The 21,914-nt window shown below is 69.8% G+C and carries 18 protein-coding genes and 1 pseudogene; 7 read left to right on the forward strand and 12 right to left on the reverse strand.

Annotated elements, in window-relative coordinates; all coding sequences use genetic code 11:
- The first annotated feature begins 142 nt into the window (after positions 1 to 142).
- Positions 143 to 1,972: a long-chain fatty acid--CoA ligase gene (locus tag OX89_RS16955; protein ID WP_047351492.1), complete on the forward strand. Its 1,830-nt coding sequence runs from the start codon at positions 143 to 145 to the stop codon at positions 1,970 to 1,972.
- Here OX89_RS16955 and OX89_RS16960 read toward each other — a convergent pair whose 3' ends face one another.
- Positions 1,973 to 3,142, reverse strand: a complete 1,170-nt coding sequence (locus tag OX89_RS16960; RefSeq protein WP_047351493.1) for a saccharopine dehydrogenase NADP-binding domain-containing protein — start codon at positions 3,140 to 3,142, stop codon at positions 1,973 to 1,975.
- Positions 3,143 to 3,279: 137 nt separating this feature from the next.
- Here OX89_RS16960 and OX89_RS16965 point away from each other — a divergent pair, with 137 nt between their 5' ends.
- The gene (locus OX89_RS16965; protein ID WP_047351494.1) at positions 3,280 to 3,732 is read left to right on the forward strand and encodes an Lrp/AsnC family transcriptional regulator; all 453 of its coding nucleotides are present in this window, start codon (positions 3,280 to 3,282) and stop codon (positions 3,730 to 3,732) included.
- Positions 3,733 to 3,796: 64 nt separating this feature from the next.
- Here the strand turns inward: OX89_RS16965 and chrA are convergent, their stop codons facing one another.
- The 6 genes from chrA to msrA all read right to left on the reverse strand — a co-directional run bounded on the left by chrA (position 3,797) and on the right by msrA (position 10,070).
- Complete coding sequence (gene chrA / locus OX89_RS16970; RefSeq protein ID WP_047351495.1) at positions 3,797 to 5,020, reverse strand: chromate efflux transporter; 1,224 nt, start codon at positions 5,018 to 5,020, stop codon at positions 3,797 to 3,799.
- A 136-nt stretch (positions 5,021 to 5,156) separates the two neighbouring features.
- Positions 5,157 to 6,029 carry a hypothetical protein gene (locus OX89_RS16975; protein WP_047351496.1) on the reverse strand — a complete coding sequence of 291 codons (873 nt, stop codon included), beginning with the start codon at positions 6,027 to 6,029 and terminating at the stop codon, positions 5,157 to 5,159.
- A 413-nt stretch (positions 6,030 to 6,442) separates the two neighbouring features.
- A complete protein-coding gene (locus OX89_RS16980) occupies positions 6,443 to 8,524 on the reverse strand; it encodes a TonB-dependent receptor domain-containing protein (protein WP_047351497.1) in 2,082 nt (693 codons plus the stop codon).
- A 177-nt stretch (positions 8,525 to 8,701) separates the two neighbouring features.
- Positions 8,702 to 9,106: a hypothetical protein gene (locus OX89_RS16985; protein ID WP_011805275.1), complete on the reverse strand. Its 405-nt coding sequence runs from the start codon at positions 9,104 to 9,106 to the stop codon at positions 8,702 to 8,704.
- A 25-nt stretch (positions 9,107 to 9,131) separates the two neighbouring features.
- On the reverse strand, positions 9,132 to 9,371 hold the full coding sequence (locus tag OX89_RS16990; RefSeq protein ID WP_047351498.1) for a hypothetical protein: 240 nt from the start codon (positions 9,369 to 9,371) through the stop codon (positions 9,132 to 9,134).
- Between the two features lie 153 nt (positions 9,372 to 9,524).
- The gene (gene msrA, locus OX89_RS16995; protein ID WP_011805273.1) at positions 9,525 to 10,070 is read right to left on the reverse strand and encodes a peptide-methionine (S)-S-oxide reductase MsrA; all 546 of its coding nucleotides are present in this window, start codon (positions 10,068 to 10,070) and stop codon (positions 9,525 to 9,527) included.
- Positions 10,071 to 10,200: 130 nt separating this feature from the next.
- Between msrA and OX89_RS17000 the strand changes: the two genes are divergently transcribed.
- The 4 genes and pseudogenes from OX89_RS17000 to OX89_RS17015 all read left to right on the forward strand — a co-directional run bounded on the left by OX89_RS17000 (position 10,201) and on the right by OX89_RS17015 (position 13,405).
- Positions 10,201 to 10,863 carry a TetR/AcrR family transcriptional regulator gene (locus OX89_RS17000; RefSeq protein ID WP_047351499.1) on the forward strand — a complete coding sequence of 221 codons (663 nt, stop codon included), beginning with the start codon at positions 10,201 to 10,203 and terminating at the stop codon, positions 10,861 to 10,863.
- 47 nt (positions 10,864 to 10,910) lie between these two features.
- Positions 10,911 to 11,621: a protein-L-isoaspartate O-methyltransferase gene (locus tag OX89_RS17005; protein WP_047351500.1), complete on the forward strand. Its 711-nt coding sequence runs from the start codon at positions 10,911 to 10,913 to the stop codon at positions 11,619 to 11,621.
- A 31-nt stretch (positions 11,622 to 11,652) separates the two neighbouring features.
- Entirely contained in the window at positions 11,653 to 11,991 is a 339-nt protein-coding gene (locus OX89_RS17010; RefSeq protein WP_011805270.1) for a rhodanese-like domain-containing protein, read from the forward strand.
- Between the two features lie 70 nt (positions 11,992 to 12,061).
- Positions 12,062 to 13,405 (forward strand): annotated as a pseudogene (locus tag OX89_RS17015) (TolC family outer membrane protein).
- Positions 13,406 to 13,488: 83 nt separating this feature from the next.
- Here the strand turns inward: OX89_RS17015 and OX89_RS17020 are convergent.
- From OX89_RS17020 to OX89_RS17040, 5 genes are all read right to left on the reverse strand, one after another.
- Entirely contained in the window at positions 13,489 to 14,070 is a 582-nt protein-coding gene (locus tag OX89_RS17020) for a dihydrofolate reductase family protein (protein WP_047351501.1), read from the reverse strand.
- Positions 14,071 to 14,114: 44 nt separating this feature from the next.
- Positions 14,115 to 14,468: a DUF3147 family protein gene (locus OX89_RS17025; RefSeq protein WP_011805267.1), complete on the reverse strand. Its 354-nt coding sequence runs from the start codon at positions 14,466 to 14,468 to the stop codon at positions 14,115 to 14,117.
- A gap of 6 nt (positions 14,469 to 14,474) precedes the next feature.
- Complete coding sequence (locus OX89_RS17030; RefSeq protein WP_047351515.1) at positions 14,475 to 17,180, reverse strand: bifunctional acetate--CoA ligase family protein/GNAT family N-acetyltransferase; 2,706 nt, start codon at positions 17,178 to 17,180, stop codon at positions 14,475 to 14,477.
- 125 nt (positions 17,181 to 17,305) lie between these two features.
- Positions 17,306 to 18,667: a 3-deoxy-D-manno-octulosonic acid transferase gene (locus tag OX89_RS17035; protein WP_047351502.1), complete on the reverse strand. Its 1,362-nt coding sequence runs from the start codon at positions 18,665 to 18,667 to the stop codon at positions 17,306 to 17,308.
- Between the two features lie 20 nt (positions 18,668 to 18,687).
- Complete coding sequence (locus tag OX89_RS17040; protein WP_047351503.1) at positions 18,688 to 20,076, reverse strand: phosphomannomutase/phosphoglucomutase; 1,389 nt, start codon at positions 20,074 to 20,076, stop codon at positions 18,688 to 18,690.
- Between the two features lie 196 nt (positions 20,077 to 20,272).
- Here OX89_RS17040 and OX89_RS17045 point away from each other — a divergent pair, with 196 nt between their 5' ends.
- Positions 20,273 to 21,826 (forward strand): DNA-3-methyladenine glycosylase 2 family protein, encoded by a 1,554-nt coding sequence (locus OX89_RS17045; protein ID WP_047351504.1) that lies wholly within the window; start codon positions 20,273 to 20,275, stop codon positions 21,824 to 21,826.
- Positions 21,827 to 21,914 lie beyond the last annotated feature (88 nt).

Consider the following 21,914-nt stretch of genomic DNA (forward strand, 5'->3'; position numbering starts at 1 on the left):
TTTTTTCCGTCGCGCGAGCGACAAGTTTGCGAACGATCGTGCGAAAACGCGCGTGCCCGGCCTATGATTCCGCTTTTTGCTCGGCGGCTTGGCTCCGCAATGGCGCCCAGCCCTGCCGGCACGCACTGCACGTATTGCACGCATGAATTCCCCCACCCCTGACCTGCGCGGCGTGCAGACGCTGCCCGAACTGCTGGCGTTCCGCGCCGCCCTCACTCCCCACAGCGAGGCCTACCGTGCCTGCGACCCCGGCACCGGCCAGTGGATCAGCCTGACCTGGGCACAGACCCAGGAGCGCGTGCAGCAGTGCAGCCGCGCCATTGCCGCATCGGGCCTGCCACAGGGGGCGCGCATCGCCATCCTGCTGCCCAACGGGCTGGATGCCATGAGCATCGACCAGGCTGTGATGGCCACGGGCTGTGTGCCCGTGCCTCTGCATGCCATCGACAATCCGGGCAGCATTGCCTACATCCTGGCGGATGCCGAGGTGTCGCTGCTCGTCGTGGAAGAGCCAGAGCAATGGCGGCGCATCCGCGACGTGGGCATGCCGCTGCCGCACCTGATGGGCGTGGTGACGACCAACGCCAGCACCGACCTGCCCACCGCCGCCGAGCAGGACGTACCGGTCGCACCGCTGGCTGCCTGGCTGCAGCATGCCGCGGCAGATACGCCGCTGCCCCCGCCGCCCGGCCCTGAGGATCTGGCGGCGATCGTCTACACCAGCGGCACCACCGGCAAGCCCAAGGGGGTGATGCTCAGCCATGCCAACGTGGTGGCCGACGTGAAGGCGGTGCTGGAGCGCATTGCCCCCACGCCACAGGATGTGTTCCTGTCCTTCCTGCCGCTGTCGCACACCTTCGAGCGCACGGGCGGCTACTACCTGCCCATGGCCTCGGGCAGTTGCGTGGTCTATGCGCGCTCGGTGGCGCAACTGGCGGAGGATTTGAAGAATGTGCGCCCCACGGTGCTGGTGTCGGTGCCGCGCATTTATGAACGCGTGCATGCCAAGCTCATCGAGACGCTGTCGCCCTCGCCCTTGAAGATGCAGCTGTTCCAGGCCGCGCAGGCCGTGGGCTGGAAGCGGTTTTGCGCCGCGCAGCGCCTGCCAGCACCCCAGGACGACGGCGCGGGCGGCTGGATGCGCGCCCTGCCCTGGCCGCTGTTGCGTGCCCTGGTGGCCAAGCCGCTGCTGGCGCAGTTCGGTGGCCGCGTGCGCGTGGCCGTGAGCGGGGGCGCGCCGCTGTCGCCCACCATCGCGCACTGCTTCCTGGGCCTGGGCCTGCAACTGGTGCAGGGTTACGGCATGACCGAAACCTCGCCCGTGGTCAGCGTGAACACGCTGGAGGACAACGACCCGTCCACCGTCGGCCGCGCCTTGCCGGGCGTGGAGGTGCGCATCGGCGAGAACCGCGAACTGCAGGTGCGCGGCCCCATCGTCATGAAGGGCTACTGGAAGCGCCCCGAGGATACGGCCCGCACCGTCTCCGCCGACGGCTGGCTGGGCACGGGCGACCAGGCCGAGATCGTCGACGGCCGCATCCGCATCCTGGGACGCATCAAGGAAATCATCGTCACCTCCACGGGCGAGAAGGTGCCGCCGGCCGACCTGGAGCTGGCCATCACCGCCGATGCGCTGTTCGAGCAGGCCTTTGTGGTGGGCGAGCAGCGCCCCTTCATCGCCTGCGTGGCCGTGGTGCATGCCGAAGAGTGGCGCCAACTGGCCGGGCAACTGGGACTGGACGCCAACGACCCTGCCAGCCTTGCGCACCCCAGCGCCCAACGGGCGGCACTGGCGCGCATCGAGAAGCTGGCGGCCGGCTTCCCGCGCTATGCGGTGCCGCGCGCCGTGCATCTGGTGCGCGAGCCATGGACGATCGAGAACGCGTTCATGACACCCACGCTCAAGCTCAAGCGCACCAACCTCATGGCGCACTACGCGGCCGCCATCGAGGCCATGTACCAAAAGCGCTGATCAGGCCCCCACCGCTTGCAATGACCGCGCAAGCGGGGCCTGGGCCGACCCGGCGTCCCCCTCGCTTCCCGGCACGCGGTAGATGCGCCCGAACCGATTGGCCAGGAAGTCCTCCAGCGCGATCTGCTCTTGCCCGATGAAACCGGCCTGCGGAAGCTGGCCCGCGATGACCAGGTCCAGCGCCGCGCAGATGCCCGCGGCCGTGGTGCGTTGGATGGCGCTGAGCATCTGCCCGCGCACCGATGCGCCCAGGATGTGGGCGGCATAGCTTTCCTGCACCAACCGGCCGCCTCGCTGGCCGCGCGCGCTGGCGAGGATCACGATCACGTCTTGCTGCGTGGTCGGGACGGCGCCGTCCAGCAACTCCTTGAGCAGGTCGCGCCGGTCGCGCAGGCGCAGCTCGTGCAGCAGCAGCTGCAGGATGGCATGGTGGCCGGGGTAGCGCACCGACTTGTAGTCGAGCTGCCGCACGCGCCCCTCCCAGGTCTGGGGCAACGTGCCCAGGCCGCCCGAGGTATTGAAGGCCTCGTATTCCACGCCGTCGATCAGCAGCGTTTCCAACCCGTCGAGCGCAGGCACGCTGGTGCGCCGGCCCTGCACGATGGCGTCGCACGGGTTGCAGTATTCGTTGATCAGGCCCTCGGTGCTCCAGGTCATGGCATAACGCAGGGCGCCCTGGGGGTAGCGCGGCAGCGCCCCCACGCGCAGTTGCAGCCCTTCCACGCGGTCCAGGCGCTGCGCCAGGGCGTTGCCCACCACGCCGATGAAGCCGGGCGCCAGCCCGCACTGCGGCATGAGCGCGCTGCGCGCGCCTTCGGCCAGCGCCTGGATGGCACGGGTGCTGGCCACGTCCTCCGTCAGGTCGAAGTAGTGCACGCCATGGCGTGCACACAGCGTGGCCACCGGCACGGCCTGGTGGAACGGCAGTGCGTTCAGCACCGCATGGTGCCCGGCAATGGCAGCCTCCAGCATGGCGTCGCCCGTCACCTGCAAGGGGGCGGCGCTGTGGACCTGCAGGCGCTTCAGTGCGGCGGCGTCGCGGTCGGCCACGGTGAGCGTGTAGCTGCCCGCGTCCTCCAATAGGAGCGCAATGGCACGGCCGATATGGCCCGCGCCCAGGATCAGTACGCGGTGCGGGTGGGAAGCATTGACGGGATGCAGGCGGGTCATGGCGGTCTCCTTGCGTTGTCGTTCGGTAGAGCCATGCTAGGCCGGATCGTTGTCAGTGTGTAGCATCACAACTGTCGATAAAAGCATCAACGATCGTCATATCGACGGCATTGCACGACTTATCGGCAGCATTGGAGATGCCCGTGGAACTGGACGCACTGGACCAACAACTGCTCAGCCTGCTGCAGGCCAACGCGCGCGAGGGCACGGCCGAGCTGGCGCGCCGCCTGGGCCTGGCGCGCACCACGGTGGTGGCGCGCATCGCGCGCTTGGAGCGTGAAGGGGTGGTTGCTGGCTACGGCGTGCGCCTGGGCCAGCGGCTGGCAGGCAGCGCCGTGCGCGCCTGGTGCGCACTGCGCGTGCTGCCCAAGGCCGGGCCGGCGGTGCTGCAAATGCTGCAGGCCCTGCCCCAGGTGGAAGAGGTTTCGGCGGTGAGCGGGCCGTTCGACTACCTGGTGTTCCTGCGCTGCACCAGCCACGAGCAGCTCGACGGCCTGCTGGACCGCATCGGCCAGCTGGACGGCGTGCAGAACACGCAGACCAGCATCGTGCTCAGCCGCAAGATCGACCGCCGCAGCGTGGGCGGTTGATGCTCTATTAATGAGAGCTGCTAGCGCTTGATGGATAAGCGCTGAGGCCGTTTTCCTTCTGTCATCAGCCCAGCAGCCAACCTGCTGCGCCGCACAACGGCACCACCAGCCACGGTGGCACGCGCGCCCATACCAGCGCGGCAAAGGCCGCCAATGCCAACGCCAGGTCGGCTGGCGCATGGATGGCGCTGGTCCACACTGGGTGGTAGAGCGCCGCCAGCAGCAGGCCCACCACGGCGGCATTCACGCCCGCCAAGGCCGCCCGGGCACGTGCGTTGTGCCGCAGCCGCTCCCAGAACGGTAGCGCGCCCGCCACCAGCAGGAATGCTGGCACGAAGATCGCCACCAGGCATACGGCCGCGCCCAGCCAGCCGCCCGCGCCGTGGCCTGCCGCAGCGCCCAGAAAGGCCGCAAAGGTGAACAGCGGCCCCGGCACCGCCTGCGCCAATCCATAGCCCGCCAGGAAATCGTCGGCCGCCACCCAGCCGGTGGCCACCACCTCGGCCTGCAGCAGCGGCAGCACGACGTGGCCGCCGCCGAACACCAGGGCGCCGGCGCGGTAGAACGCATCGGCCAGCACCAGCCATCCTTGAGGCCAGGCGCGCGCAGCCAGCGGCAGCAGCACCAGCAGCGCCGCACATGCGGCCAGCAGCAGCGCTCCGGTACGCGGTCGCACCCCGGCCGCCAGCCCACCCTGCGATGGTGGAGCCGGCATGGCGCCCGCGCGCCCCCACAGCCCCAGGCCGGCCAGCGCCGCCACCAGCATGGCGCCCACCTGCCCCACCACGCCCGGCCACAGCAGCGCAAGCGCACAGGCCAGCACCATCAGCAGCAGCCGCGCCGGCCCGCGGCACAGGCTGCGCGCCATGCCCCAGACGGCTTGCGCCACCACGGCCACGGCCGCCACCTTCAGGCCGTGCAGCACGCCCGCGGGCACGAGGCCCTGCCCCGCCACCAGGCCCAGGCCCAGCAGCGCCATCACCAGCGCGGAGGGCAGCGTGAAACCCAGCCAGGCCGCCAGTGCGCCGCCCCACCCCGCTTGGCGCAGGCCCAGCGCCAGACCCACCTGGCTGCTGGCGGGGCCGGGCAGGAACTGGCACAGCGCTACCAGGTCGGCGTAGGCGTCTTCCGTCAGCCAACGGCGGCGCGCGACGAATTCCTCGCGGAAGTAGCCCAGATGGGCCACTGGCCCGCCGAACGACGTCAGGCCCAGGCGCAGGAAGATGAGGAACACCCGCCAGGCGCTGGCGTGGTGGCGGGTGGCGGCGAAAGGAGAAATGGGTGGCATGCAGCGGGCGCGAAACCCCGAGTATCGCTATTGCGCGTGGCGCGCGGATGACTGGCGCCGCGTGCCAGCAGCGGAGCGCGGCGCGTGCGCGCGCAAGCAGACCTCCTGATCCTTGCGGCCGCAGCCGCTGTGGGCATCAGATGGCGCAGGGCCCCATCCACACCCCGCTGCGCAGGCCGGCCGGCGGCTGCTGCGCCCAGACCTGGGCACACACCTCCCAGGCGGGCTCCTGTACGTTCAGGCCCGCGAAAATGCCGTAGCCTTCGCCCGCACGGATGTCCTCACCCGCGCTCAGGCTCTCGCCGGCCTTGATGGCGCCCTGCGTGTGGATGCACTCGCCCGCCTTGATGCCCCACCCGGCCTCCAGGTGCGTCAGGCCGCTGATGGCTCCGCCGACCACGATGCCCTGCCCCGCGCGCAGGCTGCCTTCGCCGCTCACATGCCCGCCCACGCGCAGGCTTTTGCCGCAGTCGATGCCGCCGTGCACCAGCAGGTCCTGCCCCACGAAGGCGCTGGCGCCCACGCTGAGCGCGCCGTGGCAGACCACGTCCCACGCTGCGCGCAGGTCGCCGCCGCAGTGCAGCGATTCCTGCACCTGCACGCCCCAGTCGGTGCGCAGGTGGCCACCACAGTGCAGCCGTCCATCGCTGTGGATGTGCGCGCCGGCGCGGATGTCCTCGCCCGCCACGATGGCCCTGCCGGCGCGGATGCCGCCCCCCGCATGGAGGGAGCGGCCGACGTGGATCACGCCGTCCACCTCGATGCCGCCGCGCACCTGCACGGTGCCCGCAAACACGAAGGCCTCGGCCTCCAGGCTGTCCAGGTGCAGCACTGCGTTCGAGGGGCCGAACTGGCCCAGCAGCCATAGCGCGTCGTCCACGCGGCCGGCGGCCACCAGCTGGTCCAGCGCCTGCTGGTAGCCCACACCGTCCTCGACATGGCGCACGAACCAGCGAAAGCCGTTGGCGCAGGGGCTCTTGGCCCGGAGAAACTGCTTGGTGAATTCCATGCGACGCTCCAATCCTTGCAAGGCGCCCGTGCGGTGCTGCTGCGGGGGCCTGGGGTGACCCGGCGGACGAAGGGCCCGCGCGAGCGGGCGTGGGAAGGCGTCGTCCACCGTTGCGCAGGGCGGGTGCCCGGCGATGGTGGTTCTGCGCGTTGGAAAGAGGAAGGGTGCTTTATCGCCGGGCGGAGGAATGTGCGACCGGCTGGTATGGCCAGAGCACACGCGCCACGACGCCCACGCGGTTGCGCGCAAGGGTGCGGCGGACGGGTGTGGTCGGGAACATGGGCGCGCATGCTAGCAGTGCGCAGTCCGCGGGACAACCTTGTCGCACGGCGGCGCGCGGTCTTTGGTGCGCCGCCGTGCGTGCTGCGCGGCGGATGTGCATGCGCACCCGCCGCGGGCCGGGGATGGCGGTGTCAGAACGACACGCGCACGCCCACCGTCACGTTGCGCCCTGCCAGCGGGGCCGCGTCCTTGATGAACGAGGTGTGGGCGTAGGCCAGGCGGTCCGTGAGGTTGCGCGCCTTCAGGTACACCTGCCACGGCGTGCCACTGCCCGTGCGGCCGTTATAGGCCAGGCCCAGGTTCAGCATGCCGTAGCCAGGCGTGGCGGTCTCGAACGCGGCCACGCGGTTTTGCCGCGCCACCTGCACCCATTCCACCGCGCCGCCCCAGTCGCGCCAGTTGGCATCCACGCGCAGGCCCACGCGTGCGGGGGCGATGCGCGGCAGCCGCTCGCCACCGTCCAGGCGGGCACGCACGCTGTCGCCGAACAGGGTGACCCCCAGGCGCTGCGTGATGCGCTGGCGCACCCGGCCCTCCATGCCGGTAAAGGTGGCGCCCGCCTGGCTGTACTGCAGCAGCTGCAGGCCGTCCAGTTCGTCGAGCGTGCGGCCGTAGATGTAGTTGCGGATGCGGTTGTGGAACACGCTCACGTCAAATGTGGTGTCCCCGCTGGTCTTGCGCAGGCTCAGGTCGATGTTGCGCGAGGTTTCCGCACGCAGACTGGCGTCGCCACGCTCGTAGGTGGACGTGGCCATGTGCAGGCCGCGTGCGTACAGCTCCTCGGCGGTGGGCGCACGGTGGGCGCGGGTGATGCTCGCGCCTGCGGCGTAGCCAGGCGCAAAGCGCCACACCGCGCCCAGCGATGCGGAGGTGCCGTGGTGGCGCCGCTCCACACCGCTGTCCTGCGCTTCGGCGCTTTGGCGGTCGTGACGCAGCGCGGTCTCGATGCGCCAGTCACCATGCCAGTCGCCCAGGCGGTATTCCTCCAGCAGAAACACGCCCCATTGGCGCGTGAGGGTGGGTTGCACGTAGGCCTCTTCTCCCGCGGCACTGAACTTGCGCTGCCCGGTCTGCAGGCCCAGCACGCCGCGCCAGCCGACCACGGGCTCGTGCTGCAGCTCCACGCGCAGGTCGTGGGCCTTGTTCTTGAAGGTGGTGGCAACGGTGCCCTCCTCCACCTCGTCGTGTACGTAGTCGGTCACGCCCGCGCGCAGGCGCAGCGCGGAGAAGCCGGTGAATGGGTCGCGCAGCTCGCCGCGGATGTCCACGCGCTCGCTGCGCAGGTCCACCACAGGAACGGCTTCGTGACCGTGGTCGTGGTCATGCCCGTCGTCATCGTGGTCGTGCTCGTCATGGCTGCCGCAGTGCAGGTGGTTGCCATGGGGGTGGCAGCCTTCGAAACTGTGGCTGTGGCCCGGCAGGCCGTATTTGGCGTTCTGGCGTGTGAAGGCCAGGCCCAGGTAGCCGCGGCTGCCAACCCAGGACAGCCCCACGCTGCCGGTACCCGTGCGGTTGAAGCTGCCGGGCACGCGGCGCCCCTCGGCCCAGCCGCTGCCCACGCGGTAGTCGTCGGCGTCCCGACCGGCGGCCTCCACGTGCACGGCCAGGTTGCCCGCGCCACCGGTCAGCGCGACAGCGCCGGCCTTTTCGCGGGCCGCGCTGCCGGCGCGCAGTTCGGCGCTGCCTTCGTAGCCCTTGTCGGGCACGGCCGTGGGCACCTTGCCGTCCAGCACGTTGACCACGCCGCCCACGGCACCGCCGCCGTAGACCAGTGCCGACGGCCCGCGCAACACTTCGACCTGTGTGGCCAGCAGTGGCTCGGCCGCCACGGCGTGGTCCGGGCTGACGGTGGAGGCGTCGTGCAGCTCGGACCCGTCAGAGAGCACGCGCACGCGCGGACCGTCCATGCCGCGGATCACGGGGCGGCTGGCGCCCGCGCCGAAATGGCTGCCGGTGATGCCCGGCTCGCCGTCCAGGGTTTCGCCCAGCGTGGCCTCGCGCTGGCGCACGAGGGCGTCGCCCTCCAGCACAGACACGGGCTGCGTCATTTCGGACACGCCCAGCTGCAAACCGCTGGAGGACACGGTGACCTCGGGCAGGCGGGCATCCGCCTGCGCCCACGCGGGTGCTGCGCTGGTCAGGGACAGCAGCGCGGCCCAGGCCAGCGGGTGCATTGCGCCCGGCATGCGGGCGAAAGGGGTGAAGGAGTTCATTACAACGATTTCCGTCAAAAGGCGGCAGGCGCGCGCGAACGCTCGGGCCGCACGCGGCCGCGCTTGAAAATTGATTCAAAACTGCCTCTAGCGCTTATGTATCAAGCGCGAGCAGCTATAAAAAGAGGAGTTTTTGCGACGCCGACATGCAAAGGCGGCGGCGCGAGGCGGGGAGCCTCAGGCGCTCAGGGGCGGAGCGCGGGCATGGAAAGGCGCCGCCCGGCCCGCGCGCGGCACCGGCGCGGGGGACCTGACAGGGGGCAGCTGCGGCTGTGCCTGGACCTGCGCGGGGGCCTGGCCCAGCGCGGCGCCCACCAGCGTCTGCTCGTCCAGCACCTGGCAGTCCGCGGCGCCGTGCCCGGCAAACAGCGCATGCAGGGTGTCCAGGGCCTGTTGCCCGGCGCTTGCCGCATCCCGTGCATGCCCGTCGCCGTGCAAGGCATGCGCCAGCCCTTGCCCCGCGGGCAGGTGCAACACCTGGTGCATGCGTCCGAGTGCGGGCGCGAGCACCAGCGCCAGCAGCAGCCAGGTCAGGGCCAGGCGGCGGCGCAGTTGCGGCAAGAGCGCGGGTGTCAGGGACATGCGGGCTGGGTGAAAGGTGCAGTCGTCAGTGGGCGTGCTTCATGCCGCAGTACTTGCCGATCGCCAGGTTCTTGCAGGCGGCCTGCAGTTCCTTGCGGCAGGTTTCTTCGCCCTTGCCGGATTCCAGGCACTTGGCAGCGGCCTCGTGCGCTGCTGCCATGGCGCGGTGGCGCTCGATGTCGGCCTTGGTCTGCTGCGCGGTGTGCTCCTGCGCGTGCGCGACGGCGGCGCAGCCCAGCAGCAGGGTGGCGAGCCAGGGTTTCATGGGTTGCTTCCTCCAAAGTAACACCGCGCCGCTGTTGCGGCGCGGGCCCGGGAGGATAGCGCAGGAACCCGCGGGGATTCCCAAAAGGCTGCGCGGATGCGCCGCTTTGGGAAGGCGGTGGACCCGCTGGCGGCGACCTGGGCCGCGCAGCGGTCAGGCGCCGGGCTTGAGGTGCCGTGCGAAGGTCTTGCGGAACTTCTCCACCTTCGGCCCCACGACGAAGGCGCAATAGCCCTGGTTGGGGTGGTTGCGGTAGTAGTCCTGGTGGTAGTCCTCCGCGGGCCAGTAGTTCACCAGGGGGGCCACCTCGGTCACCACGGGCGCGCCAAAGAGCTTGTCCTGCCCCATCTGGCGCAGTAGCTCTTCGGCCACGTCCTGGTGTGCGGGGTCGGTGAAGTAGATGGCGCTGCGGTACTGCGTGCCCACATCGTTGCCCTGGCGGTTGAGGGTGGTGGGGTCGTGCGTGGCGAAGAAGATCTCCAGAATCTCGCGCACGCCGATCTGCGCGGGGTCGAACGTCACGCGCACCACCTCGGCGTGGCCGGTCGTGCCGCTGCACACCTGCTCGTAGGTGGGCTCGGCTACGTCGCCATTGGCATAGCCGCTTTGCACGTCGGTCACGCCGCGCACGCGGTCGAACACGGCTTCGGTGCACCAGAAGCACCCGCCGCCGAGGGTGATGGATTGCAGATCGGACATGGGATTGCGCCTCGTGAAGGGGATGAAAGCCTCATCATAGAAATGAAGCGAAGGCGCCGTCCCGCGTCTGCCCTTGCGTTGACGGGGGCAAGGCGGGTTGTTATATTACTAACCAGTCAGTCAGTAATTTATGATCTCCCTCCCCCCAGTCCCCGAATCGTCCGAACCCCCGCGCCGCGGCCGCCGCAAGGAAGCCCGGCCCGGTGAATTGATGGACGCTGCCCTGGACCTGTTCGTGGAAAAAGGGTTTGCCGCCACCCGGGTGGACGAGGTCGCCGCGCGCGCGGGCGTGTCCAAGGGCACGCTGTTCCTCTACTTCCCCAGCAAGGAAGACCTTTTCAAGGCCGTGGTGCGCAAGAACATTGCGGGCCGCTTCCCTGAATGGGACCTGGAGATGGAAACCTTCGAGGGCACGAGCAGCGAACTGGTGCAGTACTGCTTTCAGACGTGGTGGGAGCGCGTGGGCTCCACCAAGGCCTCGGGCCTGGGCAAGCTCATGCTGAGCGAGGCCAACAACTTCCCGGAGATCGCTGAGTTCTACCGCCGGGAGGTCGTGGAACCCGGCCACCGCCTGATCCGCCGCATCCTGCAGCGCGGCATGGACCGTGGCGAGTTCCGCCCGCTGGATCTGGACCATGCCGTCTACCTGGTGCTGGCGCCCTTGATGTTCCTGATGTTCTCGCAGCCTTCGCTGTCGCTGTGCATCCCGAACCCTGACACGTTCTCCGCGCAGGAGTACATCCGCCTGCAGGCCGAGAACGTCTTGCAGGGGCTGTGCGTGCGGCCGACCTAGAATCAGGGGTTTGTCTGAACCACAGTGACCCGCCTCCGGAGTACCCCATGAACATGCCTCTGAACACGTCCGCTGACATTTGCGATCCTACCGAGCAGGCCCGCTACAACATGGTCGAGCAGCAGATCCGCCCGTGGAACGTGCTGGACGAGGCGGTGCTGGAGTTGCTGTTCACCGTGCGCCGCGAGGAGTTCGTGCCTCCGGCCTACCAGGGGGCCGCCTTCATCGACACGCAGATCCCGCTGAACCCCTCGGTGGAAGAAGCCGAGCGCCTGGGCCAGGTGATGCTGGCGCCGCGCGTGGATGCGCGCATGTTCCAGGATCTGCAGGTGCAATCCTCCGACCGCGTGCTGGAGATCGGCGCGGGCTCGGGCTACATGGCCGCGCTGCTGGCCGCGCGCGCCGAGCGCGTGGTGTCGCTGGAGATCGTCCCGGAGCTGGCCGAGTTCGCCCGCGAGAACCTGCGCAGTGCCGGCGTGGACAACGCCGAGGTGCGCCAGTCCGACGGCGCGCTGGACCCCATCCCCGATGGTCCGTTCGATGTGATCGTGCTCAGCGGCTCGGTGGCCGAGATTCCCCAGCGCCTGCTGGGCCTGCTGCGCGACGGCGGCCGCCTGGGCGCCTTCGTGGGCCACATGCCGATGATGCGCGCCACGTTCGTGCGCCGCCAAGGTGACCGGTACGAGACCACTCAACCCTGGGATGTGGTGGTGCCGCGCCTGCGCCACTTCCCGGAGCCGACCCGCTTCAAGTTCTGACACCCCTTCAGCGTCCTTCAGGAACCTTTGCATGATCGACCACGTGCGCCCTGCCCAACTGGCCGACTGGCTGACCGCTAACGCCGGCAGCCGCCCGCTGGTGCTGGACGTGCGTGAGCCGTGGGAGCTGCAGACCGCCAGCGTGACGCCCCAGGGGTTTGAGCTCGTGGCCATCCCCATGGGGGAGCTGGCCGCACGGCTGGATGAACTGGACCCCGCCCGCCCTGTGGCCTGCTTGTGCCACCACGGCATGCGCAGCCTGCGGGTGGCGGGCTTCCTGGCGCACCAGGGCTTCGACCAGGTGGCCAATATCACGGGCGGCATCGAGGCCTGGTCGCATGAGCGCGACCCGGCGGTGCCCCGGTATTGAGCCACCACGGACGTCGCCCGGCGTGCTGCAGCCTTCCCATTGATCACCGCAGACCTTCCTGAAGAACGCCATGACATCACTGCAACGGTTGCTCTCCGTTTCCCTGGCCGTGGGCGCCTGCGCGCTGGGCGCCCTGCCCGCGCAGGCGCAGAGCCTGTCCACGCTGGTGGAGTGGGCGCGCAGCTATGACGCCCCGTGGCAGGCCGCGCAGGCACAGTTGCAGGCCGCCGACAGCCGCGCCGAGCAGGCGCGCGCAGGACTGCTGCCCAGCGCCGCGCTGAACGGGGGCGTGACCTACGCCCGCACCGACCTGACCCGTGGCCCCCTGCCCCCGCTGGACCTGCACGCGCCTACCCAGACCGTGGGGGTGGTGGCCTCGCAGCCGCTGTACCGGCCGGCCAACCGCATCGGCTTCGAGCAGGGGCAGCGCGGGATCGACATTGCCCGCGCGCAGCGTGACGCGGCCGAGCAGGACCTGCTGGTGCGCGTGAGCCAGGCGTATTTCGATGTGCTGGCCGCCCAGGACACCCTGACCTTCGTGCAGGCCCAAAAGGTTGCCGTGGCCGAACAACTGGCCGCGGCCAAGCGCAATTTCGAGGTCGGCACCGCCACGGTGACCGACGAGCGCGAGGCCCAGGCGCGGCACGACCTGGTGTCGGCCCAGGAGATCGCGGCCGAGAACGACCTGCACGTCAAGCGCCTGGCACTGGAGTAGACCGTGGGCCGCTCGGGCCTGACCCCGCTGCCCCTGGCCCAGCCGGTGCAGCTGCCCGCGGTGCAGCCGGCCGATGTGAACAGCTGGGTGCACGTCGCGGAAGATCAGCAACCCCAGGTGCGCCAGGCAGCCATCGCGCTGGACGTGGCGCGCCTGGAGACCGCCAAGGCCGAGACCGGCCACCTGCCCACGGTGGATCTGCAGGCGGGCTACAGCGTGCAGCGCACGCCCAACGGCACCGTCACCATGCCGGGCGTGCACTCCCGTGCCAACGTCGCCAGCGTGGGCGTGGCGCTCAACCTGCCGCTGTTCGCGGGCTTCGCGGTGCAAAACCGGGTGAAGGAAACCCTGTCGCTGGAAGACAAGGCGCGTGCCGACTTGGACCATGCGCGCCGCAGCGTGGCCCAGGCCACGCGCGCCGCGTTCTTCGGCGTGCAGTCGGGCCAGAGCCAGGTGCGGGCGCTGCAGGCGGCCGAGGCGTCCACCCAGAGCGCGCTCGAAGCCAACCAGCTGGGCTACAAGGTGGGCGTGCGCATCAACATCGACGTGCTCAACGCCCAGAGCCAGCTCTACCAGACCAAGCGCGACCTGGCCGTGGCACGCTACAACGTGCTTATGGGCACGCTGCGCCTCAAGCAGGCCGCCGGCACCTTGTCCATGGACGACGTGGTGGCGGTGGACAGCCTGCTGAGTCGCTGACACCCTGCGATACCAGCCGCTGTCGCTATATAAACAATAGCTGCTTGCGCTTGATGGATAAGCGCTAGAGGTCTAAAAGACCATCATTCGCGGTCAAGGTCCGCCGGGTCACTCGTCCGGTTCACGGCATAACGCAGCTCCACCATGCCCGTCCCCAGGGGCTGTGCGTCAAGCAGGCGCAACGCGGTGCTGGGCAGCCGGCGCGGAAACAGCGGCTTGCCCCGTCCCAGCGTGACCGAGCCCACCTGCAGGATCAGCTCGTCCAGCAAGCCAGCGTCGTAGAACTGGCCGGCAAGGTCCCCGCCGCCAACCACCCAGAGGTTCTTCGTCCCCGCGGCCAAGCGCATGGCCGCATGCACCGGCCGCACGTCGCCCTGCACGAAGCGGATGTCCGCCCCGTCGATGCCCGGCAGGCGGCGCGAGGAGAAAACCCAGGCGGGCTGCGTGTAGGGCCAGGCGGAGCCCGTTTCGGCGCGCACGGCGTCCGCGTTGCGCAGCATCCATTCGTAGGTGGATGACCCCATAGCCAGGGCACCCACCTGCGCGATGAAGGCGGGATAGCTGGATTCCTCCAGGCTGCCCAGGGTGAAAAGCCAATCCAGCGAGTCGTCTTCCGTGGCGAGGAAGCCGTCCAGGCTGGTGGCGGTGAAATACTGGGTTTTCATGGACGGTTTATAGCGCGTGGGCCGTCCCGCAAAGCTCTGCAGGGTCAGGGCAGCAACTCGACGCCCAGCGGCCGCACGGCGAGCGCGAACAGGCCGAAGCAGACCACGGTGATGGCTGCGCTGGCCAGCAGGGTCAGGCCGAACCCGATGCGCGGCAGCAGCCAGGGAAAGGCCAGAAACATGGGCAGCGTGGGGACCACGTACCAGAACGTGTACCAAGCGTGGTTGGCGATCTTTTCCTGCGGCTGCTTTTCCACGTACAGCCAGACCAGCGCGAGGAACGTCACCAGCGGCAGCGCCGCCAGCAATGCGCCCAGCTTGTCGCTGCGCTTGGCTGCTTCGGACACGGCGACCACCACCGCCGCGGTGATCAGGTATTTGGTGACGAGCCAGCCCATCGGCTTTTACAGTTGGTGTACCACCAGGCGGAATTCTGGGTCGTCCTCGAAGGTGCGCACCTCGAAGCCCAGGCGCCGCATCAGCTTGAGCATGGTCGGGTTGTTGGCCAGCACCAGGCCCTGGATCTCGGCCAGGCCGCGATCGCGTGCCACGTCCATGATGCTGAGCATCAGGCGCGAGCCCAGCCCTTTGCCGGCGAAGTCGTCGGCCACCAGCAACGCGAACTCGCAGCTCGTCTGGTCGGGGTTGGTCACGTAGCGCGACACGCCCACGATGCGCTCCTTGTGGCTCACCTCGCCATCATCATGAACCACGCGCTCGCGGTGCACGGCCACCAGGGCCATCTCGCGGTCGTAGTCGATGAGGGTGAAACGCGCCAGCATGGAAGGCGGCAGCTCGGCCAACTGCGACACGAAGCGGAAGTAGCGGCTCTCGGGCGACAGTTCCTTGACCAGGCGCTGCACCATCTGAGCATCGTCCGGACGGATCGGGCGCACCAGGTACTCACCCCCGCCGCGCAGCGGCCAGACTGCTTCATAGCGCGCCGGATACGGCAGGATGGAGAGGTGGCCGTAGTGCCCGTAGCCGGCCACCTCGCCGCGCGAGCCGCCCTGGGCCGTTTCATGGATGACGATGCGCGCGTCCACGGCCACGGCGCCCTGCTCGTCCACGATCAGGGGGTTGATGTCCATCTCGCGCAGCTGGGGCAGCGCGCAGACCATCTCGGACACGCGCAGCAGCACCTGCTCCAGCCCTTCCAGGTCCACGGCGGTGGCGCCGCGCCATTCGCCCAGCGTCTCGGCCACGCGCGAGCGGTCGATGAGCCGCCGCGCCAGGAATTGGTTGAGCGGCGGCAACTCCATCGCGCGATCGTTGATGAGCTCGATCATCGTGCCGCCGGCGCCAAAGGTGATCACCGGGCCGAAGGGCTCGTCGCTGACCAGGCCGATGCAGGTCTCGCGCCCGCGGCGCCCGCGTGCCATCTTCTGCACCGTTACGCCGTTGATGCGCGCGCCGGGCTGTACCCGCGCCACACGCTGCACCATGTCGGTGTAGGCATCGCGCGCGGCCGATCCGTTGTGCACATTCAGCGCCACGCCGCCCACGTCGGACTTGTGCGCGATGTCGGGCGAATCGATCTTGAGCGCCACGGGGAAGCCGAGCTGCGTGGCGATCATCATCGCCTCGTGGCTGCTGCGCGCCAGCAGCGTCTTGGTCACCGGGATGTGGAAGGCCGCCAGCAGCGTCTTGGACTCCATCTCGGTCAGCACGTTGCGCCGCTCGGCCAGCACGCTCTCGATCACCAGGCGCGCGCCCTCGATGTCGGGCTTGGACAGCGTCGTGAGCGGCGGCGGTGTCTGCTGCAAAAGCTGCTGGTTCTGGTAGAACGAGGCGATGTTGCCGAAGGCGCCCACCGCGGCCTCGGGCGTTCGGAAGGTGGGAATCTGCGCCGCCCGCAGGATGCGGCGCGCCGGCACCACCGAGGCGTCGCCCATCCAGCACGACAGCAAGGGCTTGGAGGCCAGGCGCTTGGCATCGGCTAGCACGGTGGCCACGGCTTCGGCGTCGGCGCCGGCCTTGGGCGAGAAGATGGCCAGCAAGCCATCGATCTGCTTGTCACGGAACGCCGCCTCCAGCGCCAGGCGATAGTGCTCCGGCCCCGCTTCTTCCGACAGATCGATCAGGTCGGCCAGCGAGGCCAGCGGCGGCAGCTTGGGCGCCAACGCAGCGCAGGTCTCGGACGAAAAGCGGCCCAGGTCCAGGCCGATCTCGTTCTCCCAGTCGGCCGCCAGCACGCCGGGGCCGCCGCCGTTGGTGATGATGGCCAGGCGCTTGCCTACGGGCCGGTAGCGCGAGGCCAGGCACTTCGCGGCCGAGAACAGCTCCACGAACGAGCGCACGCGCACGGCGCCCGCGCGGCGCAGCGCGGCGTCGAACACATCGTCGCTGCCCACGATGGCGGCGCTGTGCGTCTGCGCCGCCTCGTTGCCTGCAGGCTTGCGCCCCGCCTTGAGCACCACCACCGGCTTGGCATAGGCCGCCGATCGCAGGGCGCTCATGAATCGGCGCGCATTCTGGATGCCTTCCATGTAGACCACGATGCTCTGCGTGCGCGCATCGTTGGCCAGGAAGTCCAGCGCCTCGCTCAGCCCCACGTCGGTGTGCGGGCCCAGCGAAATCACGCTGGAAAAGCCCACCGCGTTGTTGCTGGCCCAGTCCAGGATGGACGAGGTGAGCGCGCCCGACTGGCACACCAGGGCCAGCGACCCCTCGCGCGCCAACGGCCCCGCGGCGCTGGCATTCAATTGCAGCGACGGCCGCTGCATGCCCAGCGAATTGGGCCCCAGCAGGTGGATGCCCTCGCGACGCGCGATCTTGCGCAGCTGCTCGGCCAGTTGCGCATCCACGCCGTTGGACAGCACCAGTGCCGAGCGGCAGTTGATGCGCCCCGCTACCTCCAGCGCGGCGGGCAGGTCCTGCGGCGGCTGGGCGATGATGGCCAGGTCCGCACGCGTCTGCGCCAGGTCGGCCAGCGTGCCGCTGGTATGGATGTCCAGGTAGGTGAGCGTGCCCGTGAAGCGCTGGGCGGCCAGCGCCTCGCGCAGCACCTTGGCCTGGGGCGTGTGCGTATCGGGCGCATCGGCGTTGCCGGCCAGCACGACGATGGAGCTGGGCGTGAACAGGGGCGTGAGGTAGTGCTTGTCCATCATGATGGAGCGATTCTCTGCCATCCCGGCATTGCTTGGTGAGACAGGCAACGCCGGCGGCTTGCGCTGTGTCAGCGCCCTCGCAGTCGTGGTCGCAGTCGTGATCGCAGGAAACGCGGGCGGACCGCTCAGTCGGGACGGTCGTCCACGGCCTCGCGCAGGCGCTGCAGGACGGCCAGGGCCGTGTCCAGGGCCGCGCCGCGGTGCTCCTCGGTGAATGCCACGCAGCGCTCGGACAGCGCCCTCCGCCGCTGCGGGTCCTGCGCCAGGGCGGCCGCGGCGGCCACGCCCTCGGCCATGTCGGCCACGCGCAGCGCGGCGCCAGCGTCGATGGCCAGGCGCGCGGCCTCGGCAAAGTTGAAGGTGTGCGGGCCCATGACCACGGGGCAGCCGCCCGCCGCGGCCTCGATGAGGTTCTGCCCACCCAGCGGCGCAAAGCTGCCTCCCAGCAGCGCCACGTGGGCCAGACCGTAATACAGCGCCATCTCGCCCAGCGAGTCGCCCAGCCACACATCGGCGCTGTCCGGCTGCGCGGTCCACTGGCTGCGCCGCGACACGCGCAGGCCGGCGGCCTCGCACAGGCGCTGCACCTCGTCAAAACGCTGGGGGTGGCGCGGTACCACCAACCACTGCACGGACTGATTTACTCCTGAATCAATAGCTGCTGGCGCTTGACTGGCGGGCGCTAGAGGCGTTTTTTGCTTCAAAACCTCCAGCCACATGGCCTCTTCGCCCTCGCGGCTGCTGGCCAGCAGCACCACCGGTCGGGCGCTGGCGGCGCGCCACGTGCGGCCCTGCGCCTGCAGGGCGGGTGACGGCACCACGTCGAACTTCAGGTTGCCGAAGACTCCTGCCACCTGCGCGCCCACGTCGCGCAGCCGGGCGGCGTCGTCTTCGGTCTGCGCCCACACGGCCGACAGGCCGGCGTAGGCCGGGCGCGACAGCCAGCCCAGCCGGCGCGCGCCGGCGCGCGACTTTTCGTTGAGCCGCGCGTTGGCCAGCACCAGCGGGATGCGCCGCCTGCGGCAGGCCGCGACGAGGTTGGGCCAGATCTCCGTCTCCATAAGGATGCCGATAGACGGGCGGAACTGCCGCAGAAAGCGCCGCACGGCCCAGGGCGTGTCCCAGGGCTGCCACACCTGCACGTCGCCGGGCAGCAGCAGCTTTTCGCCCTCGGCCCGGCCCGTGGCCGTGCCGTGGGTGAGCAGCAGGCGCATGCCGGGCAGCAGCGGGCGCAGTTCCTTCAGCAGGATGGCCGCCGCGCGTGTCTCCCCCAGGGAGACGGCGTGGATCCAGATGAACTGCTCGTCGGCCTCGGTCTCCGATGACGGCGACAGGCTGTCCATGGGCGGCGGGTAGTGGCCGAAGCGCTCGGGCACGGCCACGGCGTAGCCGGGCTCGGTGAGCGCGCGGCGGCGCAGCTTGCGCAGCAGCAGCGGCGTGGCCAGCCACACGGCCAGGCTGTAGAGCCACAGGATGAGCTGGTGCATGCCGCCCGCGCTGCCCGCGATCAGTGCGCGGCGCCGCCCACCTGGGCGCCGGGCTTCACGCGTTCCAGCAGCGCCAGCATGGCGGCTTCGATGCGCTGCAGCGCGGCGTCGGTGTGGCCCTCGAAGCGCAGCACCAGCACCGGCGTGGTGTTGCTGGCGCGGATCAGGCCAAAGCCATCGGGCCAGTCCACGCGCAGGCCGTCGATGGTGCTGATGCGGGCCGGCGCCGCAAACGCGTCGGCCGCCAGCGCCTGCAACTCGGCCGTCAGGCGATGGGGCTCGCCCTCCTCGCAATGCACGTTGAGTTCGGGCGTGGAATGGCTTGTGGGCAGGGCGTTCAGCACGGCGCTGGGGTCGGCATGGCGGCTCAGGATTTCCAGCAGGCGGCAGCCTGCATACGTGCCGTCGTCAAAACCGAACCAGCGTTCCTTGAAGAAGATGTGGCCGCTCATCTCGCCGCCCAGGGGCGCGTCCAGCTCTTTCATGCGTGCCTTGATGAGCGAATGGCCGGTCTTGTACATCTGCGGCTGGCCGCCCGCGGACTCGATGGCGGGCGCCAGGCGCTGCGTGCACTTCACGTCGAACAGGATGGGTGCGCCCGGCACGCGCGACAGCACATCCTGGGCGAACAGCATCATCTGCCGGTCGGGGAAGATGTTCTGACCGTCCTTGGTCACGATGCCCAGGCGGTCGCCGTCGCCGTCGAAGGCCAGGCCCAGTTCGGCGTCGCTGGTCTTCAAGGCCTCGATCACGTCGCGCAGGTTGTCGGGCTTGCTGGGGTCGGGGTGGTGGTTGGGGAAGTTGCCGTCCACCTCGGAGAACAGCTCGATCACCTCGCAGCCCAATGCACGGAAGATGCCGGGCGCCGACGCGCCGGCGATGCCGTTGCCGCTGTCCACCACGATCTTCATGGGCCGCGCGAGCTTCACGTCGCCCACGATGCGTTGCACGTAGGCGGGCAGCACGTCCTCGTGGCGCACGTGGCCGCCTTCGCGCAGCTGCCAGCTCTGCTGCTCCATGGTGCGGCGTAGCTGCTGGATTTCCTCGCCGTAGATCGCGCGACCGGCCAGCACCATCTTGAAGCCGTTGTAGTCCTTGGGGTTGTGGCTGCCCGTAACCTGGATGCCGCTGGCGCACAGCGTGCTGGCCGCGAAGTACAGCAGGGGCGTGGTGCTCATGCCGATGTCGATGACCTCGACGCCCGCGTCCACCAGGCCCTGGATCAGCGCGGCCGAGAGCGCCGGGCCCGACAGGCGCCCGTCGCGTCCCACGGCCACCGTACGCTCGCCTTGCACGAGTGCGGCGGTGCCAAAGGCCCGGCCGAGGGCACGGGCCACGTCGTCGTTGAGCGTGCTGGGCACGATGCCGCGGATGTCGTAGGCCTTGAAGATCGCGGGAGAAAGCTGCACAGGGGATTCCTTGGAGATAAGGGGCGGGACCGGGAGGTCCGCCGTCCAGGCAAGGCCGGCAGGAAGGCCGGCAGAAAGGCCGGAATTGTAGGCCCGGTCCAGGCGCGCCCCTGTCAGCCGGGGACCCAACTGAGGCCGGCCAGGCGCATGTCCGAAAACGGCCAGTAGAACGGCTGCGCGTGCCTATCATGGCCCCATGCCCGACGTTCTTCATTCCCCTGCTCCACCCGCCAGCACCGCCTCTGCGGCGGGCGACGACGAGGCCCGCTACCTGGCCCTGCGGGCCCGGGATGCGCGTTTTGACGGACGGTTCTTCACCGGCGTGACCTCCACCGGCATCTACTGCCGCCCCGTCTGTGCCGTGCGCACGCCCCGGCGCGAAAACTGCCGTTTTTTTACGCTGGCGGCGCAGGCCGAGAGTGCCGGCTTTCGCCCCTGCCTGCGCTGCCGGCCCGAGCTGGCGCCGCAGGCGCTGGCCTGGTCGGTGCAGGACGCATCGGGCATCCTCGTGCGCCAGGCGCTACGGATGCTGGATGCGCCGCAGTCCTGGGGCGCGTGCGAAGGCGGCGCCGTGGTCGCGCAGCTGGCCGCGCGCCTGGGCGTGAGCGACCGGCACCTGCGCCGCATCTTCGAGGCCGCGCTGGGCATCTCGCCGCTGCAGTACCTGCAGACGCGCCGGCTGCTGGCGGCCAAGCAGTTGCTGACCGATACCAATCTGCCCGTCACCCAGGTGGCGCTGGCCAGCGGCTTTGCCAGCGTGCGCCGCTTCAACGCGGCGTTCAATACCCACTACGGACTCAATCCCACCCAGTTGCGCCGGCAAGGCGCCGCACCCGATGGGGTACAGGCAGGCGCCCGTGCGGTGCGTCTGGGCCTGCGCCCGCCCTACGACACGGCCGCGCTGATGGGCTTTCTGGCGGCGCGGCAGATCCACGGCATGGAGAGCATCCGCACCGGGCCGGGGGTGCAGGTTCTGCGCAGAACGGTGCGGCTGGCAAGCGCGGGCACCGTTTTCACCGGCTGGCTGGAAGCCGGCTTCGATGACGGGCGCCCCCAGCTGTGGCTGCGCGTCAGCGACGGCCTGCAGCCCGTGCTGCCGCAGCTCATCGCGCGGGTGCGCGCATTGTTCGACCTGGACGCGGACCCGCAGGCCATCAACGCGGTGCTGCACCCCTCCTTCCCGGAGGGCGACGGCCTGCGTGTGCCGGGCGCGTTCGACGGCTTCGAGCTGGCGGTGCGCGCCGTGCTGGGCCAGCAGATCACGGTGGCCGCCGCGCGCACGCTGGCGCAGCGGCTGGTGGAGCGTTTTGGCGAGCCCATCGCCACGCCATGGCCGGACCTGCATCGGCTGTTTCCCACACCGGCCGCTCTGGCCGCGGCGCAAGGGGACGCACTGGGCAGCCTGGGCATCGTGCGCCAGCGGCAGGCCGCCATCGTGGCGCTTGCGCAGGCCGTGGACGCGGGCACGCTGCTGCTGGACGCCAGCGCCGACGTACCCGCCACGCTGGACGCGCTGCGTGCGCTGCCCGGTATTGGCGACTGGACGGCGCAGTACATCGCCATGCGCGCCCTGCGCTGGCCCGACGCCTTTCCGGCCGGAGACGTGGCGCTGCACAAGGCGCTGGGCGTGCAGGGCCAGCCGCAACCCGCGCGCGCCGCCACCGAAGTAGCCCGCGCCTGGCGCCCCTGGCGCAGCTATGGCGTGCTGCGCGCGTGGAGTGGTTTGGCTCTGGCGCTATCAGACCAATAGCTGCCGGCGCTGGGTGCGCCTGCGCAAAAGGCAAATTTCGCGTTTAACAGGCCGTTGAAAAATCCCCCGCCGACGCCCGCGTTGGCCG

The organism is Diaphorobacter sp. J5-51 (genome assembly GCF_001023515.1).
In the GTDB taxonomy this organism is placed as follows: domain Bacteria; phylum Pseudomonadota; class Gammaproteobacteria; order Burkholderiales; family Burkholderiaceae_C; genus Diaphorobacter; species Diaphorobacter nitroreducens.